The organism is Methanoplanus limicola DSM 2279, from assembly GCF_000243255.1.
GTDB lineage: Archaea > Halobacteriota > Methanomicrobia > Methanomicrobiales > Methanomicrobiaceae > Methanoplanus > Methanoplanus limicola.
In genome coordinates this window covers 1,677,002-1,696,619 of record NZ_CM001436.1, presented here as the reverse complement: position 1 = coordinate 1,696,619, position 19,618 = coordinate 1,677,002, and the positions used below count along the sequence as shown (strand labels likewise).

The 19,618-nt window shown below is 42.6% G+C and carries 14 protein-coding genes; 8 read left to right on the top strand and 6 right to left on the bottom strand.

The window, feature by feature from the left end:
- Positions 1-12: 12 nt before the first annotated feature.
- The 8 genes from mmp3 (at position 13) to METLIM_RS08095 (ending at position 6,646) form a co-directional block, all read left to right on the top strand.
- On the top strand, positions 13-1,566 hold the full coding sequence (gene mmp3, locus METLIM_RS08130) for a methyl-coenzyme M reductase-associated protein Mmp3 (RefSeq protein ID WP_004077505.1): 1,554 nt from the start codon (positions 13-15) through the stop codon (positions 1,564-1,566).
- The gene (locus tag METLIM_RS08125) at positions 1,556-2,026 is read left to right on the top strand and encodes a methanogenesis marker 6 protein (protein ID WP_004077504.1); all 471 of its coding nucleotides are present in this window, start codon (positions 1,556-1,558) and stop codon (positions 2,024-2,026) included. The genes mmp3 and METLIM_RS08125 overlap by 11 nt, the downstream gene beginning before the upstream one ends.
- A gap of 2 nt (positions 2,027-2,028) precedes the next feature.
- Positions 2,029-2,517: a methanogenesis marker 5 protein gene (locus tag METLIM_RS08120; RefSeq protein ID WP_004077503.1), complete on the top strand. Its 489-nt coding sequence runs from the start codon at positions 2,029-2,031 to the stop codon at positions 2,515-2,517.
- Positions 2,518-3,765 carry a methanogenesis marker 15 protein gene (locus METLIM_RS08115; protein WP_004077501.1) on the top strand — a complete coding sequence of 416 codons (1,248 nt, stop codon included), beginning with the start codon at positions 2,518-2,520 and terminating at the stop codon, positions 3,763-3,765. It begins immediately after the preceding gene.
- 4 nt (positions 3,766-3,769) lie between these two features.
- Positions 3,770-4,345 (top strand): methanogenesis marker 17 protein, encoded by a 576-nt coding sequence (locus METLIM_RS08110; protein WP_004077480.1) that lies wholly within the window; start codon positions 3,770-3,772, stop codon positions 4,343-4,345.
- A 3-nt stretch (positions 4,346-4,348) separates the two neighbouring features.
- On the top strand, positions 4,349-5,290 hold the full coding sequence (locus tag METLIM_RS08105) for a methanogenesis marker 7 protein (RefSeq protein ID WP_004077478.1): 942 nt from the start codon (positions 4,349-4,351) through the stop codon (positions 5,288-5,290).
- 68 nt (positions 5,291-5,358) lie between these two features.
- A complete protein-coding gene (locus tag METLIM_RS08100; RefSeq protein WP_004077476.1) occupies positions 5,359-5,811 on the top strand; it encodes a carboxymuconolactone decarboxylase family protein in 453 nt (150 codons plus the stop codon).
- A gap of 196 nt (positions 5,812-6,007) precedes the next feature.
- Entirely contained in the window at positions 6,008-6,646 is a 639-nt protein-coding gene (locus METLIM_RS08095) for a DUF4013 domain-containing protein (protein ID WP_004077474.1), read from the top strand.
- Positions 6,647-6,727: 81 nt separating this feature from the next.
- Here METLIM_RS08095 and METLIM_RS08090 read toward each other — a convergent pair whose 3' ends face one another.
- The 6 genes from METLIM_RS08090 to METLIM_RS08065 all read right to left on the bottom strand — a co-directional run bounded on the left by METLIM_RS08090 (position 6,728) and on the right by METLIM_RS08065 (position 19,584).
- Entirely contained in the window at positions 6,728-7,876 is a 1,149-nt protein-coding gene (locus METLIM_RS08090; RefSeq protein WP_004077473.1) for a WD40 repeat domain-containing protein, read from the bottom strand.
- On the bottom strand, positions 7,876-9,882 hold the full coding sequence (locus tag METLIM_RS08085; RefSeq protein ID WP_004077468.1) for a helical backbone metal receptor: 2,007 nt from the start codon (positions 9,880-9,882) through the stop codon (positions 7,876-7,878). The genes METLIM_RS08090 and METLIM_RS08085 overlap by 1 nt, the downstream gene beginning before the upstream one ends.
- Positions 9,879-15,032, bottom strand: a complete 5,154-nt coding sequence (locus METLIM_RS08080; RefSeq protein ID WP_004077467.1) for an outer membrane protein assembly factor BamB family protein — start codon at positions 15,030-15,032, stop codon at positions 9,879-9,881. Before METLIM_RS08080 ends, METLIM_RS08085 begins: the two co-directional genes overlap by 4 nt.
- An 89-nt stretch (positions 15,033-15,121) precedes the next feature.
- Positions 15,122-16,342: an ABC transporter ATP-binding protein gene (locus METLIM_RS08075; RefSeq protein WP_004077466.1), complete on the bottom strand. Its 1,221-nt coding sequence runs from the start codon at positions 16,340-16,342 to the stop codon at positions 15,122-15,124.
- Positions 16,339-17,313 (bottom strand): FecCD family ABC transporter permease, encoded by a 975-nt coding sequence (locus METLIM_RS08070; RefSeq protein WP_004077465.1) that lies wholly within the window; start codon positions 17,311-17,313, stop codon positions 16,339-16,341. Before METLIM_RS08070 ends, METLIM_RS08075 begins: the two co-directional genes overlap by 4 nt.
- 153 nt (positions 17,314-17,466) lie before the next feature.
- The gene (locus METLIM_RS08065; RefSeq protein ID WP_004077464.1) at positions 17,467-19,584 is read right to left on the bottom strand and encodes a magnesium chelatase subunit D family protein; all 2,118 of its coding nucleotides are present in this window, start codon (positions 19,582-19,584) and stop codon (positions 17,467-17,469) included.
- Positions 19,585-19,618: the final 34 nt, after the last annotated feature.

Genomic DNA, 19,618 nt, shown 5'->3' with positions numbered 1-19,618 from the left:
GGTGTAAATTAAATGAAAATTCACCTTGACGGTGAGATAAGAGAAATAAAAGAAGGATCCAGGCTCAGGGATTTACTTCCTGATTTCAGGGAAGGGTTTTCTGTAGCCATAATTAAACCAGCAGGCATTCATGAAAGTGAAACAGCAAGTATCAGACTTCTGACTACCGCCGGAGAGATAGTAGTTGAGTTAAATGAGACTGCTGATAAACTCACAGGTGATGCAGGCTTTATAAATCTTTTTTCAGAACCGGAAAATGTTCACCCTGTCAGATGGTCTGACAGATATGGTGTTTCAGCCGGAAATTTTTCAGCCGGAATAATTCCGGATAAAAAGCATCACAGATATGCCCATAATGATGTAATACTGGGATGTGCCGGCTATGACCCGAAAAAATCCTTCCTTATTCTCTCAAAAATACCTCACTTTGCAGATCATGGATCAGATGTCTCCGGTGGAGTTATCGGAAAAATTGTCAGCGGAAAGGCAGTTGTTGAAAAACTGACTGTCAATGACAGAATTATTAATGCTGAAAGGATAATCAGCAGGGTTGACAGGTCTTCTTCTTTTACCACACAGGATATGGACCTGATACTGGAAGACGGTATGGAGATAATTTCCAGAATAGTCATACGTGCGTCCGGGTATTCTGATGACAATATCGACACAAGATCAGCAAACAGTGTTGAACATCTCCTTCTGACATATTCTGATGGCAGATTTGTCAATAACCTCAGTGCAGGTGCATTCATAAGGGACGAGAGAATGAAGAAGAGCATCGTCCCGTTTGAGTTTAAAAAAACAAGACTTGAAGGTTCTGTGACTGTCAGAACAGCTGGAAAACAGAAGGGCAGTATATATATCTATAAAAAAAGTGTTGCAAGCAGCCCGTCACATACCCATGTAGGAGAGGTTGAACATGGTATTGAAATTGCAAAACTTGCCGGCATGGATGAACAGTTTTCAGTAAAAGTCATCCCTGACCAGATTGACCTTCGCGGAATGAACCTTACAGAAGCAAAAGAGACTGCACTGAAATACGGCATATCATTCAGTTCTGATTCTGAAGATGAAGAGAGGGCTGTAACAGACCAGAACCCTGCTACAACACTTGAGGTGTTAAAGGAAGGGTCAGTGGAAGTTAAAACCGTTCCTTTGTCATCGGTTCTTAAAATTGAACTCTGGGATGAGAATGCACCAAAAACATGCGAAATATTCCGTGAAGTGACCGGGCTGAAGTGGTACCGCATTGGAAAACTGCCCGTAACACTCAATTTTGAAGATGTTTATCTATTCAGTCCAAAGATACCCAAAACCACTAAGATTAATATCGAGAACAACCCGTCAGGTGAAATTCCGGCTTATACCCTTGCCATGACAAACGACTCAAGGAAAAACAGCGGTCTTGTTGGGATAAGAACCGCACCGAACAGCGATTTTGGCCCTACATCAGAGCCGTTCAATGCCACAAACGTCATCGGCCGCCTGATTGACACAGATAAATTAAAATTTATTGAAGAAGGCAGTCGGATTTACATTATGGAGGAAAAATCAGATGCCTCCTGATAAACATTACACCCCGGAATTTGTAGGTACTGTTACAAAGTATGTATTTGTTGAATCTCCGGATGTGACTCCCCAGATGCTTGTAACAGCTGCATATGAAATCTCAGAAGGAGTTATGATTAAAGAAACATGCTTTGGTCTTCAGATTACAGGGCCGCAGAACAAAGTATCCAGGATTATAACTGAAATAAGAAAAAAAGATCCGGCACATATTTTTGTCAAGGATCGTGGCTACCCGCCCGGAGACAAAAGAAGATGCAGGGCAAATCTTGGAGGTGCAAGACCTGGATATTATGGCCATGAGTTTGAAATCGGTCTGGTCAGATATATATCAAAAGGTCTTGAGGAACTCGGCAGAGATGGTAATCAGTATCATTATAATCCTGAAAAAACTCTGACTGAAAAGAAGAAGCTTCCGGCAGAAGAACTTGTAAATATTATTAATTCAGAGGTGCCCTGACAATGGCAAAAGTTTTCATATACCCATCAACAAGCCTTATATTATCAGATATGGTCGAGAGATTCGGACATCAGCCCCTTGGAGCAGCAGTTGCAGTAAGGGAAAAGATACAGACTCCGGGACTTGATTCACCCCCTATGCAGATGACTCCGGAAGACCCAAAAAAAGGCCTGAAATATGCAGCAGTTGAAGTTCCTGCCGGAGTCAGGGGAAGAATGGCTCTCTTTGGCCCGATGATTGATGAGGCAGAGGCTGCGATAATTATCAATGACGCAGACCTGTCTTTTGGCTGTATGGGATGTGCCAGAACAAATGAACTTGTAAAATACCTGGTACGGACAAGGGAAGACATCCCTGTGCTTGACCTCAATTATCCGTCGAATGAAGAGGAAGGGATACAGTTTGTTGCAGATATTAAGGGCTTCCTTGACAGCCTGGAGGTGCCCGGTGAGAAATCAGCCGGTAAGGAAAATTCCAGAGGTGAAGAATAAGTGAATGATCAACCTGTAAGAGTGGCGCAGTTGTCATGCGGCCCTGAACACAGCGGAGTGCAGAAGGAGATCTATGATGCAGCCGAGATGGTCAATGCAGAGATGTTCTTTCCGGATGTCACATTAAAGGATATCAGAGAGGCATATGAGGAATTCGGTCTTGAGGCAAAGTCCGGGGACTTAAAACTTGCAATTGCAAGGGCAAAGGCTCTTGTGGAAGGATCCGTGGAAGCAGATGCGGTATTCATTGCCACATGCTTCAGATGCTCAGAAGCTGCAATCGTCAGAAATGAACTGAGAAGGTATATCCACAATAACTCCAGTCTTCCGGTGGTAAGTTATTCATTTACTGAAAGGACAACTTCCGGAACACTCCTGACAAGAATGGAAGCTTTAACAACAATTGCAAGAAGAAGGGCACTTTTAGCAAGGGAAGTTCAGGAAGGAATAACTCTTGGCATTGATTCCGGTTCTTCAACGACAAAAGCTGTTGTTATGAAAGACAATGAGATTGTCGGCACAGGGTGGACAGCTACAACTGAGGTATTAGGCAGTGCAAAAACTGTTATGGAAAATGCCCTTGAAGAAGCAGGAATTAAGCTCTCTGATGTCGATGCAATCGGCACAACAGGATATGGCAGGTATCTTATAGGCAATAAGCTTAAAGCAGACCTGATTCAGGAAGAGCTAACTGTAAATTCAAAAGGTGCTGTATATCTTGCTGACCGGCAGAAAGGTGAAGCAACTGTCATTGATATTGGAGGGATGGATAATAAGGCAATCTCTGTTCAGGACGGAATTCCTGGCACTTTTACAATGGGAGGAATATGCGCCGGAGCTTCCGGAAGGTTCCTTGAGATGACTTCAAAGAGGCTTGGAGTTGATATTACAGAACTCGGTCCGCTTGCGATGGGGGGACAGTCAGGTGAAGTTCCAATGAACAGCTACTGTATTGTCTTTGGAACCCAGAGCCTTGTAAACGCCCTTGCGGAAGGTCACACAAAACAGGACGTTGCCGCAGCCGCATGCCGGAGTGTTGCCGAGCAGGTATTTGAACAGCAGCTCCAGGAAGTTGACATTAAAGAACCGGTGATAATGGTCGGAGGTACGTCACTTATTCAGGGCCTTGTACATGAGATGGGCAAACTTCTACAGACAGATATTGTCGTTCCGCATCATTCACAGTATATCGGTTCAGTTGGATCTGCACTTCTTGCATCCGGATTCATAGAAAATAAGGACAGATGAGACAATGGCTCTTGATTATTTTCAGGTTGAATGCACAGAGAAGAAAGGCAGAAAAGCCTATGAAGAGATAGCCGGAGATATTCTGATGGACCTAAATCTGCTGCAGATTATCAGCAGATTTTACATCAAAATTGATCCGGAGTTTCCGTTCTTTGTTGCTGCGGGAGAGATCAGGAAGATGCCGGGGAAAATACGTGCCGGGGATTTTACAGGAATATTGAATGACGAAGGTAAGATTACAATAGAGATTGGGGATGAAACTTATCTGTCATTCCTTCTCAGAAAACTCTGGGATCTCTACGGCCGTGACAATATCATTCAGCCTGACCGTTTTACAATAACCATTGATGCCGGCATTGCAAAAGTGAAAGAGATAGAAAACCTTGTTGTCTTTGATGCCGGGACAGGGGTATATAAAGACATCATATATGCTATGCAGTGGATAGCCCCTGAAGGTTTTAAAGTGCGAAGAGAATGCACAAAAGGCAACCGTTTCTATTATATTGCAACTGAGAATATTCTGACCGATGAGCTTGTTGAAAAGGAGATATCAAAGGCTTTTCAGAAACTGGAGGGTTAATATATGACATTTGTTCCGATTACATACAAAGGAGGAGTATATAAGCATGACATTATACTTGACCTGATAGATGATCTCGGCGGGCATATTGTTCAGAAGCATATGATTGCACAGGATGTTGTACTACAGTGTCTTGTACCTAAAGAAGACATTCCACTGATAAAAGAGACTGGCAGGCCTTTTGGAAGTGAAGTTTTTGAGTCACCACTGGTAGGCACAGAGATCGCAGTAATTTCGCCAAGCCTTGAGATACATCATCTCCCGCATACATCCTGCGATGTGGCGGAATATCTCAGAAGTGCCGGTGCCAAGACCAATATGATTGGCCTTGCAAGAGGTTTTGGGAAGAGAATTGCAAACCTCAATATTGAGGAGAGGGATATCATCAACGAGCATGACTGTGCGGTTCTAATGCTTGGCAATTTTGAATCATGTATCCGGCATAAACTTCCGGCGCTGAGGCGTGGCATTAAAGTACCGATTATTCTAACCGGTGGTCCTGACACTGAATCACTCTCCGTCCTTGCAGATCCGCCTCTTGAAGGATATGTCGGCAATATCGGCAGGATTGGGCACAGGATGAAAAAACAGGAGGGTGAGATTGAATATCTTGATGATCTTGTGGATGTCATATCCGGAGTTCTTGATGAAAAAAGGGAGGAGATAGCAAAGGATCCCCTCTCTATATCACCGGCGAAGTTAATGTCCACACTAGATGAAGAGATGCAGATTACAAAAGGTTCAACCCACCCGACTCCTATCACTGTGCAGACAGCAGGACTGAGAGTGAAAATCCCATACGGAGAATATGCAGATGAGGTCAGTGCGGTAGAGATCGAAGACGGAGTTAAAATCGGTGATATCTGTGATATTGCCCCTTCCCGTATGCGCAATTACATATGGGTAAAGATCAAACCTTTTTCAGATACGAATATTATGGTTTGATATTATCCACAAACCAAATATTTTGAATATAATACAATATAATTTAACTATGACAGGTGTTTTTAGCTGTGGAATTTGAAAAGCTGTTAAAGGACATTGCAGAGATCGGTAAGGAAGAATTTGCAGAAGGGTGGCTGGATGAGATTGAAAAGGAATATGGCAAAGTTCCTCTGATATTTCAGAGAATGTCTAAAAGACCTGAAGTTCTCCTCTCTCATCTGCTCTACAAAGGTGCTGTAACTGATACCAGCACCCTTGATCCAAAATATGTGGAATTAATTTCACTTGCAGTCGGTGCTGCACTCAACTGCAAGCACTGCACTGAATATCATATGAGGGCTGCATTGAAAAAAGGTGCAACAAAGGATGAAATTCTTGAGGTTGTTCTTATTGCCGGTTCTCTTGCTCAGGCATCGGTTCTTGCTGATGCATACAGGGTTATTGATTCAGGAGAAGAGACCTGCAAAGGTTCATGCGATCTAAACGGGCTTTCAATTAAAAATAAAGTTAATGGCGACTGAGTGATTAACACCTGCTTATGACGGTTTTAATCCATAATAAACATACTTTTTTTATTTGCATCTGTTGCTGATTTCATTATTAATTTCATACCTTTTCCGGTTGATATGCGGCCCGGATTTTCGTAATTCTCCGGGAGGTATTAAATAGAACCCAGTCTCTATATGTGAATTGTTACTTTAAAAGGAGGTACATTCTATGGATATTGGAGATATGTTTAATGATTCCTTTGAATATACAAAGGAAGGACTGATGGGTAAATGGACAAAGTGGATTCTGCTTATTATTGCATCTGTTATTTTTCCGCTGATTATGGGATACCAGTTAAGAATTATGAGGGGTGAAAAACCTGCACCTGAAGCAGACAACTGGGTAAAAATGTTTGTTGACGGAATTGTATATCTTATCATTTCAATAATTTACATGATTCCGGTGATGATTGTCGGATTTATAATTATTGGCGGATCATTTATGGCGCTGGGTGCAGGTGATATAACAAGCCCCGTTGCCCTGATTGGTGCATTTGGAATAGGACTCATCATAGTATTAATTCTTGCAGTAATTATCGAACTTATAGCCATTGCAGGAATCATCCGGTTTGCAAGAGAAGGCAAATTTACTGAGGCATTTAATTTTTCTGAGATTATGGCAAAAATCGGAAAAATCGGATGGGCAAAATATTTCATAATGCTCTTTATTCTCTGGATTGCAATAGCAGTATTTTATACTATACTTGAAATGATCCCTGTAATCGGATGGCTTTTAATTTTCATACTCATGCCGGCAGTTGCAATATTTTCTTCACGTTATATATGCCTCATATATGACAGTGCTTAAAAAAAGAATAACACTTTTTTTTATTATTTTAGTTTCCGGATTATTTAATCCGGGTAAAAAAATATATTAAACTATACTGATCTAATCTTTTCTGCCGGAGATGTAACCGATAATAAGCAATAATAAAAATATTCCTGTCAGGGCAGTTACAGGGCTCCCCGACTGCCTGATGTTATCTGTCACTTCTTCATTGCTATTATTTCCATCCGGCAAACCGGATTTATTCTTATCTTCTGAAAGATTATCAGATGGTTCAGAACCTTTTAAACTGAAATTATTACCCATATCACCGGATGAACTTTTGGTTACCATCTGAAATAATCCGGAAGTATCATCAGTGCAGAATGCAAGATATTCACCGTCATCAGAAAATGAGAGATCCTTTACACCATTAACATCCGGGATATCTGCAATCAGATCACCATTCCGGTTAAATACAGATATCCGGTTATCATGTGCAACTGCTGTGCAGGAACCATCGGCAGAGAGTGCAACTCCTTTTGCACCTGCAATTAACTTCTCCCAGCGGATATTCCCTGTACGTGACAGGGCGTTTAAGGTGTCATCAACGGTATAAACAATAAAATCACCCTTTGAAGAGAGAGCAAGGTCAATTACAGGTTTCACTGAATGGGATTTCCTCGTCCAGATGATACTGCCACCATCGTCCATGAATATCAGATCACCAATTGAGGATCCGCCTGCAATATAACTGCCGTCTTCTGATACAGCAACCGAATCAAGGTCATATCCTGCATCAAAACTGACCGCTGTTTTATCTGTTGTATTATAAATATTCAAATCCTGATTATCTGTTGCAAAATAGAGAAGATTACCGTCATGAGATATTGCAGTGGATCTTATGACATACCCGTAATTTTTCCTGAATAATGAACTTCCGTCATGGTCAAAGAGGTCGAGTGAAACACCGCCGGAGAGTATCTTCCTGCCATCATCTGAGACAGCGGCATTATCTGACAGTCCAAGTTCTTTTGTCCATAATATACTGCCTTTATTGTCACAGCAGAAAAAACCGCCCGTGCCTCCACCTGCGACTGTTCCGCCGTCTCCGGATATTGAAACTTCTGCTGTGCCGGGGACAGTAATGATCTCCCAGAGCTTTTCAAAGGATATTTCATCGGCACTGACTGCATTATTTACGGCAGAAGCAACAGAAGGGATTGTCAGTATGAAAAGGAGAGAAAAAAAAAGAACTGAATATTTTTCCATCAGGCTTTCTCCCTTCTCCGCAGGAAAACAACGGACAGACCTGCAATTAATGACATTACAACCGATATACCAAGAGGTGCCGATTCAGAGGTATTATTTTCACTTTTTTCTGTATATGTGAAGAGGTCAGGATAAACATCAGCTGCAACCTCCTCAAGTCCTTCAACAATTCTTGGCCCGCCCCGGTCAATAATATCTGCATCAACAACATATACACGGTTATTCTTCACCGCATTCATATTTTTGAATCGTGATTCTTCCATGAGGTAATTATAGATTACATCCCTTCCTTCTTCACCCATGCCGGTACCTGAACTTACGACAATCACATCCGGATTTGTGACAACAAACTCTTCAAGGCTTACAGTACCCCATCCTTTAACTTCAGGGAATGCGTTCTTTGCACTGATTATCTCAAACATCTCGTTCTGGAAGGTGTCGCTTCCGCTTACCCAGACAGGATCATACCAGACTATATGCGCAACTGTCGGATGTTCATCTGCTCCGGCGGCCTTTGTCCGTATGGAATTAATGCGGCTTTCCATATCACTTACGATTTCTTTAGCTTTTGATTCAGTTCCGGTTGCCTCTCCGATAATTGTAATATCATTTAAGACATCTGAAATATCGGTAGGATTGGTTGAGATCACAACAAAGCCCATATTCCTGAGTTTATTTGCCACCTCTTCAGTATTCCCAAACGATGCAACAATAAGATCTGGTTTTGCAGCCACTATTTTTTCAACATTTGGCGTGGAATATCCACCGACTTTTTCAACATTTACCGCTTCTGCCGGGTAATTGCAGTAGTCAGTGACACCTACAATTTTATCTCCAAGGCCAAGTGCATACAGTATCTCAGTGTTGGCCGGAGCAAGAGAGATTATTCTCTGTGGATAACCTTTAATTTCAATCTCCTTTCCAAAGTCGTCAATTACAGTCACTACCCTGTCACTGTCCTCCGGAGATACAGCAGGTCCTGAACCGGATGCAGAATCTGAATCTGATGAAAGAGCCGCCGGAGTACTTCCCGACTGGCTGCCTGTTGATGTTTTTGCAACTGAGAGGTGGTCATCATGTTTTATCGGATATGGAAGTCCAAGGAGTGCCGGGACTGCGGCTGAGGTCATTCTGCACGGATTGTCAGTTAAGAGTGATGTCCACATGAAATAACCATCATCTGTTCTGTATGTCAGGAGGTTGTCCACCGGAGATTTGCCGTTCTTTATAAAACTGGTTGGATCTTCCCCGGCGGCGATAAGTGCCTGTATAACCCATGAATCAGATGCAGTATTTGATGAACTCGATCCGCCGTAATTAAAACCACCGTCTTCACCCTGACTGTTCCTGAAGAATTTCATCGCTGATTTGACTGATGAATCAGATGAACTCCTGCCTGCTGAGCAAAGGGCCATAACAGCAGAGGATGTATCATCATTGTCACTTTCAGCATCAATTGTCCACCCAAAGCCTCCGTCATCATTCTGCTGTGATTCAAGCCACTGTATTGACTTTGAAACGTCTTCTCCGGCAGCTGAAAGTGCCATAACAGCCCAGTTGGTAGTATAGATATGATCACCGTACTGCCCGGAATCTTTCTCTTTACTTTTCAGGAGAGAGACAAAATCCGCTCCTTCAAAACTGCGTGGATCTTCACCGGCAGCAATCAGAGTCAGAATCATCTTTGATGTCTCTGATGTACCATCCAGCGCAACAGTCTCAGGTGCAATTGACTTCAGGTAATCTATAGCAGAAACACCTCCGGACTTACATTCAGACAGGTCATCTCCGGCAGCAGAAAGAGCCAACATAACCCATGTTGAAGTACCTGGGTTTGAATCTCGGTCTGATTCACCAAAGCCGCCGTCAGATTTCTGGCATGACTTCATGTAATTTATCGATCCTGTTATCTCCTGGTCTGAAAGACCCATAGGGTAACTGTCTGCCGGGCAGACCAGTACTAACAAAAGTACGGTTAAAAATATTGATAATAATTTTTTTCTCATTTATGATGTCCTCTTTTATATTTCAGAATAATTGCAGCAGAAAGAACTGACATTAAAGCAAATACCGGCATTACAGATGAACCGGATTTTTCCGGATTCTGATTTTCCCCGGGCAGATTATCTTTCTCTGCTGCGGAAATTGCAGAAGAGTCACTCTCTGATGAGATCGTTGCAAGAATGAATGAAGATACACCCTTTTTGGATGTACCCTTAAATGTCACCATACCTCTCTCATCATCATTGAGGATTTCGGGTGTAATTATCTCGGTACTGCCATCATTCAGTATATGAATTATTCTGAATTCAGAGATGCTGCCTTTACTGTTCAGAAGTTCTTCTGACACTGTCATGTATACAGTCGCAGATTCAATATCCACACCGTTTTCAATATTCTCTTTTTCAGCATCAAGCTCATAGACCGCATTGCCGATGATTTTTCCTGTTCCTGAGTTCTTCAGCATCCGGTTAATATTTTCAGAGTCTATTTTATCAGGTATTGACAGAACAAGCTGGCCGTCAACAGGTATGCTGTTCATCTCCATATCAAGGTAAGCTTCAGCTCCGGTTATGGAATCTTTGACCACCGGAGATGTAGACATTAGTATGGATTCTATCTCACCGGAAGTTACACCATCACGGACATTATAATCCTTAAACCTTATTTTTAGAGTTAAATCGCCCCGCGTAATTATCAGCGTATTTTTATCCTGTACAATATCCTCTCCGGAGGATATTGCAGAAATGATATCTATTGATAAATAGATCCTGCTGCCTTCAAGAGTAAGGGAGGAATCCTCCGGCAGTCCGATTACCACATCGACTGAACCGGTTCCTTCAGAAACTTTTCCCCCGGATGTAGTTGCAGCTGCACTACCTCCGCTGAAAGAGCCTGATCCGCCGGAAGAAGATGAGGAAATACTGGCTTTAAGTGCAATCTTCTGAGCCGATTCTTCAGGTACAGTCTCCATGCTCTCGCTGTAATACCATAATACTTCATCCCCGTTGCTTAATTTATAGACATTGGCACCAACACTTGGAGAATTCCCGTTTACCTGATACATCCAGCCGGAACTTCCTTCATTATCCCTGCCCTGCACTGATTTAACAAAGAGCGTACCATATTCGGAAAACCAGTCATCATCAACGACAAACGGAATTCCCTGCACGTGGAGGATACCAAGAGCAGTACCTGTTTCTACAGCATAGACTTTTCCGCTGTTAACAGCAGTTACATTAAATGTACCTGATGTCAGAGTTACAGGAGTATATGTGAGCGAACTTCCACCGCCACTTCCTCCTCCACTGCCGCCGCCTCCGCTGGATTTTGCGTGGGCTGAAATAAGACCATAAACTGAAAATCCAGTGGAACGGACATATATTCTGGTATAATTTCCGGCAGTCGCATATGAAGAAGGTGACAGAATCTCACTCTCTCCGTCATCCTTCCACCTTATTATCCTGACCTTTGAAATCCCGCCCTGACTGTCAATCCAGGTATTTTTTACAGTAAATGTGAGGTTTACTCCCGAAATTGATGATTCATTTGTAAATCCTGTTTTTGTGAAATAGACAGTATATGCAATACTGTCACACACAAGATTTGAATCTGTGCATGCAACAGAGAAAGCATTCTCTGCATCGGGCATCACATCCGGAGAGATGTTAGTCTCAACTGTGGCATTCCCCTGGTAGTCACTCATTGTAAAATTAAAGTTCACTGAGGCATTGCCAACATCAGGACTAATTTCACTGCCGTTTATTCCCGGAGAAGATATTATCACTGAAGTAACTTCACCTGAAAGTACATCACCTGATCTGGTATAATTTCCGGTCTGAATCATCACCCCTGTCCCGTCGGGTTTTGTATATTCTGCAAGTCCGCCTGACTCATTCCAGCCAGAGAGATTAATCTTTATATCCTGTTTCCCGGACTGTGAACCTGAAATTTTTACACCGGGAACATCAGCCGAAACAGAATTTTCGGCTGTTTTATTCACCGGTGCAGTGATTACGTTTATTTTAAGACTAACAGAGCGTGATTCAGTTTCATCACTGTTATATACTGTAAGTTTTGCAGTATATTCACTGACATTTGTGTACGTATGCAGTACGGAAACACCTGAAAGACTGCCGGAGATATGATTGCCGGAACCATCTCCAAAATCAAGGACAAACTTCTTTACATTTTCGCACCCTGTTGCAGAAAAACTTACATTAAGTGGTGATTTTCCGCCTTCAGGGGATGCATACAGATGTGGTTCTCCAAGTGGCATTTCCGGGCCGAAACAGTAGAGAGAATCGTAATATGCACCGCCGATATAGAGCATCTCATTGTCAATTACCGGAGATGAACCCCAGAATGCCGCAAAGTAACCACCGGCAGGTTCTGCCTGTGCATATTCCCATATCCTGCTTCCGTTGACAGGACTTAAACAGATCACCCTGCCGGATTTTTCATTGGTGGCAAAATATACACTGTTCTCTGCAGCAGCAGGAGATGCTGCAACGCCGGCAGATGAATAGGACCATTCTTCAGTCCCGTCTTCTGAACTGTACTTATGAAGACCGTCCTTTTCACCGACATACAAATATCCGTCAATGAATGCAGGCGTGCCTGCACCGTTTGGTGAACTGATGTCAGTTTTCCAGATTTCTTCACCTGAACTCTTGTTTACTGCATAAAGGTACGATGAAGTGGTGAAATAAACTGCATCAGTGCCCATAACAGGGGACGAGAGTATCTTTTCAGGTGATACAAAATTCCAGTTCTCATCAAAGGTCTCATAATTTAAAGAGTAAAGTTTCTGAGAATCTCCGGCAGCGAAATAGACATTTCCGCCGGACACAACAGGAGAACTCCTGTATTCCAGTGTTCCTCCGCCGTTGTAGGTCTTAACCTCATTGCCATCAAAATCAAATTTCCTCAGTATTCCCGTAGTCTGGGAAACTGCAAGAAGATAATTTCCTGAGACTACGGGAGATGAGGTTGCCTGACTCCACCACCGGGGTGAGTTATCAAGTGTTTTTGTCCAGTTGGTTTTTCCGGTACCCATATCAATGGCATACAATACTCCGTTTATGCCTCTGACAAATACTCTGCCCCCACCTGTTGCAGCGGCTGCCAGGTAAGAACCGACTCCGCTGGCAAGTGTGTTCTTCCAGAGATACATACCGTCACTCTGGTTATAGCAGTAGAGGTAATAGTCATCCTTTTTGTTTGTCGTCCACCAAGTGGAGAAGAAGACTTTGCCATCCGCAATTACAGGCGGAGTTTCAACATCGCCGGAGACAGGAGCTGTACTCCAGCGGATGTTGGAGGTTTGTGGACCTTTGATCTGTTTTTTTAGAACAGAAACCGTAATATTGACTGAATTTTCTGAGTCTCCCGGTGCCGGATATATTCCTTTCCCTGAATCACAGAACCCATAGACAAACTGGAGATTGTCCCCGTCTTTTAAAACATTACCGGCAAGCCCTTCTGTTTTTCTCTCACCGTTGATGTATTCAGACCAGCAGTAAGAAAGATCATCTGTCCGGTTTATCCCCTGAATTCCGGTAAGCTCAAAAGTCTTATGCAGAAGGTATGACGAATCATCTGTATAAAATTCAAACCCTCCTGTCTCTGATGCTTGTTTCAGTGCTGCAAGATCAGACGTCGCATTTACTTCATACTCTGCTGAAGGGTTGTTTTTAGGTGAATATCTGAAATCCGGCCCTTCCTCAAGTGTAACTGCACCGTTCCAGCTGAAATTATCTTTACCGAAGCAGTAAAGAGTATTGTAATATGCACCACCAATATAGAGCTTTTCATCATTAATCACCGGAGATGAACCCCAGAATGCTGCGAAGTAACCACCGGCAGGTGCTGCCTGTGCATATTCCCAGATCAAAGTGCCGTCACCGGGATTCAGACAGATTACTTTTCCGCCTTTCTCATTGGTGGCAAAATATACACCGTTCTCTGCAACAGCAGGAGATGCTGCAACGCTTGCTGATGAATAAGACCATTCCTCAGATCCGTCTGCCGAATTGTATTTGTGCAGACCGTCTTTCTCGCCGGCATAGAGATACCCGTCCATGAATGCAGGCGTGCCTGCACCGTTTGGTGAACTGATGTCAGTTTTCCAGAGTTCTTCACCTGAACTCTTATTTACTGCATAAAGGTACGATGAAGTGGTGAAATAAACTGCATCAGTGCCCATAACAGGGGACGAGAGTATCTTTTCAGGTGATACAAAATTCCAGTTCTCATCAAAGGTCTCATAATTTAAAGAGTAAAGTTTCTGAGAATCTCCGGCAGCGAAATAAACATTTCCTCCGGATACAACCGGAGAACTCCTGTGTTCAAGAGTTCCTCCGCCGCTGTAGGTCTGAATCTCATTTCCTTCAAAATCAAACTTTTTTAGTATTCCCGTTGTCTGGGAGACTGCAAGAATACAGTCTCCTGAAACTACAGGAGAAGAAGTTGCCTGGCTCCACCACTGAGGCGAATTATCAAGGGTTTTTGTCCATTCTGTCACCCCTGTATCCATATCAACAGCATACAATACTCCGTTTATGCCTCTGACAAATACTCTGCCCCCACCTGTTGCAGCGGCTGCCAGGTAAGAGCCGACTCCGCTGGCAAGTGTGTTCTTCCAGAGATACATACCGTCACTCTGGTTATAGCAGTAGAGGTAATAGTCATCCTTTTTGTTTGTCGTCCACCAGGTGGAGAAGAAGACTTTGCCATCCGCAATTACAGGCGGAGTTTCAACATCGCCGGAGACAGGGGTTGTATTCCACAAAAGTTCTCCACTTACAGGTCCGGCGCATTCATCTGCTGTATTATCCTCATAATTATAAAAGAGATTATCGCTCTCTGGTTCAGACTGTACAACCGGATTTATAACCTGATTAGTATCTGAAGAATCCGGACTGAAAGATTCAAAAATACCTGAATTTGCAGAATATAACTCTTCTTCACCGGTGTTATTCAGGATATCACCTGTAAAATCTTCCGGACAAATTACTGATTCAGTATCCTGTATGCATAAAGAAGAGTTCATATAATCAGTGTCTGACGCTGAAACTGTCCCTGACAATAGTGTAATAATTAAAAAAAATACTATTACTGAATTAAATGTCCGTGTATTCGTACCAAATATCATAAAATAAACTCCGGAATTAATTTCATAATATTGGAATTCAGAAGATATATAATTCACCCTAATTTTAGATAACTAAAAATAAGTTTGGTTCATTTGCATGATATTTTTGCGCACAACCCCGAGATATCTCCGGAATAATATATTCCGTTAGCTATGGCTCCCAGTGTATCAGGCAGTTTCTTTTCTGAAGTAAAATCAGAAAATTCACCGAAGAGATATACAGGAATATTATTATTCATCGATAAAGCTTCAATATTTACAATATTACTGTCGCCGACACACATGCCGGCAACTATGACCGCATCGGACTGTGAAATAACTTCAGAGAGTTTAGCCAGTATTGCACCATCGGGAGGAGAGAAAGGCATAACCGACAGCACTTCGATCCCAACTGATCTGGCTGCAGAATAATCCGAATCATCAATTGAGAGAATTCCGGCAGTCAGTTCATGTCCGCATTCATAAAGGGCATACATTATCTCACAGCCCGAACCTCCGCCGGAGATGATATGAATTTTAAGTTTTTTAGCTGATTTTTCACCTGATTCAATTAAGGACACTATCCTTGGTTTCTTTGTTATAGGATTTACAGCTACAACTGCATTAATGTCATAAAATTCCGAGAGATTTTTCTGTGTAATGACTTCATTTGGCAGACCGGACAAGCATATTTTTCCTTTATTCAATAAAATTAACCTGTCACAGTACTGGGATGCAAGATTTAAATCATGAAATACTCCTATCTTTGTCACACCGGAAAGACCCTTTATCAGGTTCAGTATCTCCATCTGGTGATTGATATCAAGGTGTGATGTCGCCTCATCCAGCAGAAGCACTTTTGGCTGCTGCGCAAGCGCCCTTGCTATAATCACCCTCTGCCTCTCACCACCGCTTATCTCTTTTACAGATCTCTCTGCAAGATGTCTGATATTGCATTTATCTATTGCCTGATTCACAATTTCAGTATCAGTGGCAGATTCCTGGCTGAATCTGCCTATGTAGGCATGACGGCCCATCATCACAATATCAAAGACTGAATAATCAAAGGATACTGCAGTCTCCTGTGGGACAACACCAAGGGTTTTTGCCATCTCTTTTGGCGAAACCTTTGATATATTAAGATCATTAATATTCACAATTCCTTTGGAGAGGTTTAAAATACCTGCAATGGATTTAAGAAGAGTACTCTTACCCGAACCATTTGGTCCAATAATCCCTACAAATTCCCCTTCTCCCGATGAAAAAGAGATGTCATGGATTATATCCTCCTCACCACCGTATCCAGAAGAGATATCATCTACAATTATCATGCTTTCATCCTCTTTCTGAGCAGGAGCAGGAAGAATGGCGCTCCAACGAATGCAGTAATTACTCCGACCGGCATTTCATTGAAAAATGTTCTTGTCATATTATCAGCCCACAGCAGGAATAATCCTCCGGCAAACAGTGATGAAGGTATAAGCACCCGGTGATCAGGCCCGACAATGAGGCGCATAACATGTGGTGTAATAAGGCCGATAAAACCTATCGCACCCGCAATCGCAACCGCAATTCCGGCAACAAGTGAACTTGCAATAAGAAGAACTTTCTTCAGCAGTTCAACATCAACTCCAAGAGTGCCGGCATCATCCTCACCGAGGGAAAGGATATTCAAATCCCTTGAGAAGAAGAGCAGAAATACTGATGCAAGGATAATTATCAGGCCGGTAAGTGCATCTGTCCACCCCACATTCCAGAATCCACCCATCAGCCAGAAGACTATCTGGTGAAGACTTTTCCCGGCATTATACATAAGAAATGAGAGTATGGCCGAGAAAAACATAGATAATGCAACTCCGGAGAGAAGAAGAGTCTCAACAGGAGCCCGCCCTTTTTTTGTTGCAAGTACATAAACCATAAGTGTCGCCCCGGTTGCACCTGCGAATGCAAAGAACGGAAGACCGGCACCTGCAAAGATTACTATTGAAATCGCAGCACCAAGCGCACCGCCTGAGGATGTACCTATAATATAAGGGTCAGCCATTGAATTTTTAAACAGCCCCTGCATCACAGCACCGGCAACAGCCAGACCGCAGCCTACAAGAAATGCAGAGAGTATTCTTGGCAGCCGGATGTCCAGTATTATCAGATTTGCAGTCTGATCTGCACCTGAAGGATTTAGAAAAATGCCCAGAAGGGTGGACAGTTCTACCTCTGTCGGCCCGAGGGTTATTGAGAAGATAATACTGACTATTGATATTATCAGAAGAATCAGGATTATCAGAATATTTTTTTTCTTCATTACAATTGTAAAATATTATGTTGTGTTAAGTAAAATTATTTTGTATCTGTAAGTTGATCTGAAGACAAATCATTTTATTCACAACACTTCCGAATGAAATATTGTAGGACAATTATGTGCTGTCAATAATTTCTAATTCTGACCGGCTTCTCTTCAGTTAAGAAGGTCTATCTCCGAAGAGGCAATATCATACAGACTGTCCCTACTAAGTTCTGCAAGTGAATAGTAGCTGCCACCCGAATGCTCGGCCAGCATTTTGCAGTAACCAATCTGCATCTTTAAAAAATTATTCTCTGAATTTTCAGTGTCAATAAATACAGCGTGAATGCCATTGCTTCTGATCTCTTCTGAAACTTTTACAAGTTCCTCTTTTATATTTCCGGAGAGTGACCTGTTTGACCTGCCGTCAGTAATACATACAAGCATTGGCATTATTCTGCTGTTCTTCCTTTTTTCCCTTAATAAAGTTTCAAGACCTTTAAAAAGTCCGGCAGACAGGGGCGTCCTCCCCCCGGTTGGGAGTTCTTCAAGAGATTTTTTTGCAAGATCGACACTTGAACAGAGCGGAAGAAGAAGGTCTGCCTTATCGCCCTTAAACGCCACAAGACCAACCCTGTCCCTGTTTATGTAGGAATCACCAAGCATTGACATTACAGCACCTTTTGCAGATTCCATCCGGTTCATTGCACCCATAGATCCGCTTGCATCCACAACAAAAACACATGCAGCAGATACTTTTCCAACCCTGACTTTTTCCATCAGATCCGATTTATTGATACTCACCGCAATACCAGCACTACTGCGCTGGTTCTGATATGGCGCAGCAGCCCTTAATGTAGCGTCAAAGGCTAGGTCCAGACCAGAAGAAGAACTTTTTGATGACCTGTAATGGCCTGTTGAAGATAAAGACTCACTTCTTTTACCGCCGGAATTTCTTCTTTTTAACCGGTCTCTTACTGAAATATATTTAATCTTATCCGAATCCACAGGTTCTCCCGCCAGATGTATTTTTTCAGAAGAGTTTGCCTCACCACTTATGTCACCACAGCTATTTTCAGAAGGTTCCCTTCCCGAGTTCCCGGAATTCCCGTTATTGGAATCAGCACCGCCACTATTGCCCGAATTTTCAGATTTTTCTTCTGTTCCGCTTTTCCGGTTATCACCACTATTTACGGATTTTTCCGGTTCTGAACCGGAAGTTCTGCTTTCAGGAGGGGCTTTTTCATCATCCGGATGGTCATCATTCCGGTTATTAAAAAGATCATCAAGCATCTCCTCATCCAGCTCAGGCTCTTCAAATGGCTTTCTCCTCATCCTGTGAGGAAGGGCAAGCTTCATGGCTTCTCTGATATCCTCATCAGATACAGTCTTCCTTCCGTCAAGAGCGGCTACTGTCTTTGCAGTTCTCATAATAGTGATCTCTGCCCTGTGTGTCTTGATTCCAAGACTTATACAGGTATCAACGATAAGTCTGATTTTTTCATCCGAAATTTCAGTAACAGGGAGGATCTTTTTTGCAGAAACTATTATTTCCCGGAGTTTGTCCTGCATTTCAGAGAATAAAGCACAATATCCTTCAGGATCTCTTTCAAAAAGCTCCGCAGCCCTTACAATGTTCATCCTGAGATCTGGATTGAGTATTCCCTCAACAGTTACCTGAAGACCAAAGCGGTCAAGAAGCTGTGGCCTTAATTCACCCTCCTCAGGGTTCATGGTCCCTATAAGAATGAATTTGGAGGGATGTGAGAGCGAAATGCCCTCCCTTTCAACAACATTAACTCCCATTGCAGCAGAGTCCAGAAGAATGTCTGCAACATGATCATCCAAGAGGTTAACCTCATCTATATACAGTATGCCACGATTTACTTCCGCAAGAATGCCAGGTTCTACAGCTTTTGTACCTTCTTTAATTGCCTTCTCGATATCTATTGTACCAACTACCCGGTCTTCCGTAGCGCCGAGAGGGAGATTAACAATCTTAACCTGCCTTATGGTATAATCATCTCTGCCATCCCTCTTCCGGCATGACTCACACATCTCTTCTTCATTTTCCGGATTACAGTTAAAAGGGCAGTTTTTCATCACAGAAATTTCCGGAAGCACTTCTGATAATGCACGTACAGCCGTTGATTTTGCTGTTCCCTTGTCTCCCCTTATAAGAACTCCACCTATTGCCGGATTAACAGCATTTAACAGCAGGGCTTTTTTCATATATTCCTGCCCCACAATTGCTGAAAAAGGTAATATTCTCCGTTTTATCGGATAAGACATCAATTCAGTTTTGGCACACGAGTTAATAAAAATA

Excerpts from the sequence above, each read along its gene's own strand:
- METLIM_RS08080 (WP_004077467.1), bottom strand. The coding sequence starts at position 15,032 with ATGATATTTGGTACGAATACACGGACATTTAATTCAGTAATAGTATTT.
- METLIM_RS08070 (WP_004077465.1), bottom strand. The coding sequence starts at position 17,313 with ATGAAGAAAAAAAATATTCTGATAATCCTGATTCTTCTGATAATATCA.
- METLIM_RS08085 (WP_004077468.1), bottom strand. The coding sequence starts at position 9,882 with ATGAGAAAAAAATTATTATCAATATTTTTAACCGTACTTTTGTTAGTA.
- METLIM_RS08065 (WP_004077464.1), bottom strand. The coding sequence starts at position 19,584 with ATGTCTTATCCGATAAAACGGAGAATATTACCTTTTTCAGCAATTGTG.
- METLIM_RS08095 (WP_004077474.1), top strand. The coding sequence starts at position 6,008 with ATGGATATTGGAGATATGTTTAATGATTCCTTTGAATATACAAAGGAA.
- METLIM_RS08110 (WP_004077480.1), top strand. The coding sequence starts at position 3,770 with ATGGCTCTTGATTATTTTCAGGTTGAATGCACAGAGAAGAAAGGCAGA.
- METLIM_RS08090 (WP_004077473.1), bottom strand. The coding sequence starts at position 7,876 with ATGGAAAAATATTCAGTTCTTTTTTTTTCTCTCCTTTTCATACTGACA.
- METLIM_RS08075 (WP_004077466.1), bottom strand. The coding sequence starts at position 16,342 with ATGATAATTGTAGATGATATCTCTTCTGGATACGGTGGTGAGGAGGAT.
- METLIM_RS08125 (WP_004077504.1), top strand. The coding sequence starts at position 1,556 with ATGCCTCCTGATAAACATTACACCCCGGAATTTGTAGGTACTGTTACA.
- METLIM_RS08105 (WP_004077478.1), top strand. The coding sequence starts at position 4,349 with ATGACATTTGTTCCGATTACATACAAAGGAGGAGTATATAAGCATGAC.
- METLIM_RS08120 (WP_004077503.1), top strand. The coding sequence starts at position 2,029 with ATGGCAAAAGTTTTCATATACCCATCAACAAGCCTTATATTATCAGAT.
- mmp3 (WP_004077505.1), top strand. The coding sequence starts at position 13 with ATGAAAATTCACCTTGACGGTGAGATAAGAGAAATAAAAGAAGGATCC.